We start from the raw sequence: 1915 nt of genomic DNA on the forward strand, positions 1-1915 counted from the left end.
AATCGAGTAGGAGGGCCGGGTTTCCCGGCCCTCCTCTCACACCACCGTACGTGCGGGCCTCGCATACGGCGGTTCGCTAGGTCGTTTGAAAGCGATCCCATGCAGCGCAAAAGAACGTGAGGCCTTGCCCTGCCCAATAGTCGGTTGGGAGTGCCCTGTGGAGAATGGGTGACTTTGCTACCCGCCAGTACGCTCGGCTGCTGTTGCCCCATTGATAGGCCAGATCCGGCCTGATCCCGAGCTTGCGCAGATTCGCGATACGGGTCGGCGGACGTTTCCATTCCTTCCACCGGATTTGGCGCATCCTCCGCCTGAACCATTCATCGAGTGCGGCGAACTTCTTCGGCGTCTGTGGCAGCCGGAAGTAGCCCATCCACCCCCGGACATAGCGATTCAATTGCTGGATGCGGTCAGCCATCGAGATACTCCATTTGCGCGAGGTCAGCACCCTGATGCGGTCCTTCATGCGTTTGAACGCCTTCGGAGCGATCCGGATCTTCACCCCGCCCTTGGCGAAGTAGAACCCGAAACCCAGCAAAGTAGCTACACTTGCCGGATTGATCGTGGACTTTTCCCGGTTGACCCTCAATTTCAGGTCCCGTTCCAAAACTCTCGTGCCCTGGTCCAGTACCCGTTCCGCAGCCCTCTTGGACCTCACAAAAATTCGGATGTCATCGGCATACCGCACGAAGCGATGCCCACGGCCCCAGAATTCCTGATCAAAATCATCCAGCATGATGTTGGACAGCAACGGCGAGAGCGGCGACCCCTGCGGGGTTCCCTCCACCGTCGGCTGCCGCACCCCATCAGCCATGATCCCGGCTTCAAGATAGCGCCGGATCAGCTTCAAGAGCCGCTTGTCTTTCACTTTCCGCGCAACCCTGGCCATCAGCACGTCGTGGTTCACCCGGTCAAAGAACGCATCCAGGTCAACCTCGACCACCCACCGATACCCTTGGCCGATCACCGTGCGGGCGACCTTCACAGCATCGTGGGCGCTCTTGCCCGGCCGGAACCCATACGAGACCGGCACGAACCCCGGGTCAAAGACCCGGGACAGGACTTGCGCTACTGCCTGCTGGATCAACCGATCCAGCACGGACGGTACTCCCAGCTTCCGTTCCCCGCCGTCAGGTTTGGGAATCATCACCTGACGCACCGGGCCCGGAGCATACGTACCCGCATCCAACGCTTCCCGGGTTTCTGTCCAATGTCCTAAGCACCACGCACGCAGTTCCTCCGTGCGCAGCCCGTCAGCACCGGCAGCACCCCGGTTACGCTCGACACGCTTCAACGCGATCATCAGATTCTGCCGGGAGAACACTTCCTCCCACAGATCCAATGCATCCCTGATGTTCTCCCCGATGCCCGCCGGGTCCTCACTACGCACAGACAGGGGCCATCCCGGATTCACCGTTCGCTCCTTCACTCTCTGTCCCACCACTCCCGTGGGTTGGCTGCGATCCCTGTGGAACACACGAGAAGCACCGCTTCAAACCATCAATTCCCAGCGTTCAGCCCTTCCCGGCGAACCACGCAAGATTCCCGCCGGTACTATGGCCTCGGCTGACTTCTGCCCCGTCAGAACAGCCCTTAAGGCTGATCCGCTCCGGCACTGCACGAGCGCCGACGCACCGGGACAGATCTCCCCAGATAAGAGCATTCACTTTCCCCCTGCCGCCGCCGCATTTACACACTGGCCGTTTCGGTGGAACGGGCTTCACCATCTTTGGCTGGCTTACCCCGACCAGCATGCCTTCTATGCGGTTCGTGTCCCTCGGTGCAGGGATTTGCCTCCGGCTTCCTTCCCACCCCACCTCACGATGACGCAGTTGCCATTGGCTAGAAGTTAAACCACCTTCTCCTTCAGAGGACTTTCACCTCCAAGCAAATGCCCATGCTGGGCATACCAAAA

1 protein-coding gene is annotated in these 1915 nt (G+C 60.1%); it reads right to left on the bottom strand.

The window, feature by feature from the left end; all coding sequences use genetic code 11:
• Positions 1–76: 76 nt before the first annotated feature.
• Positions 77–1414 (bottom strand): group II intron reverse transcriptase/maturase, encoded by a 1338-nt coding sequence (gene ltrA, locus HNP00_RS22820; protein WP_311770658.1) that lies wholly within the window; start codon positions 1412–1414, stop codon positions 77–79.
• Positions 1415–1915 lie beyond the last annotated feature (501 nt).

Source organism: Arthrobacter sp. AZCC_0090 (genome assembly GCF_014207375.1).
In the GTDB taxonomy this organism is placed as follows: domain Bacteria; phylum Actinomycetota; class Actinomycetes; order Actinomycetales; family Micrococcaceae; genus Arthrobacter.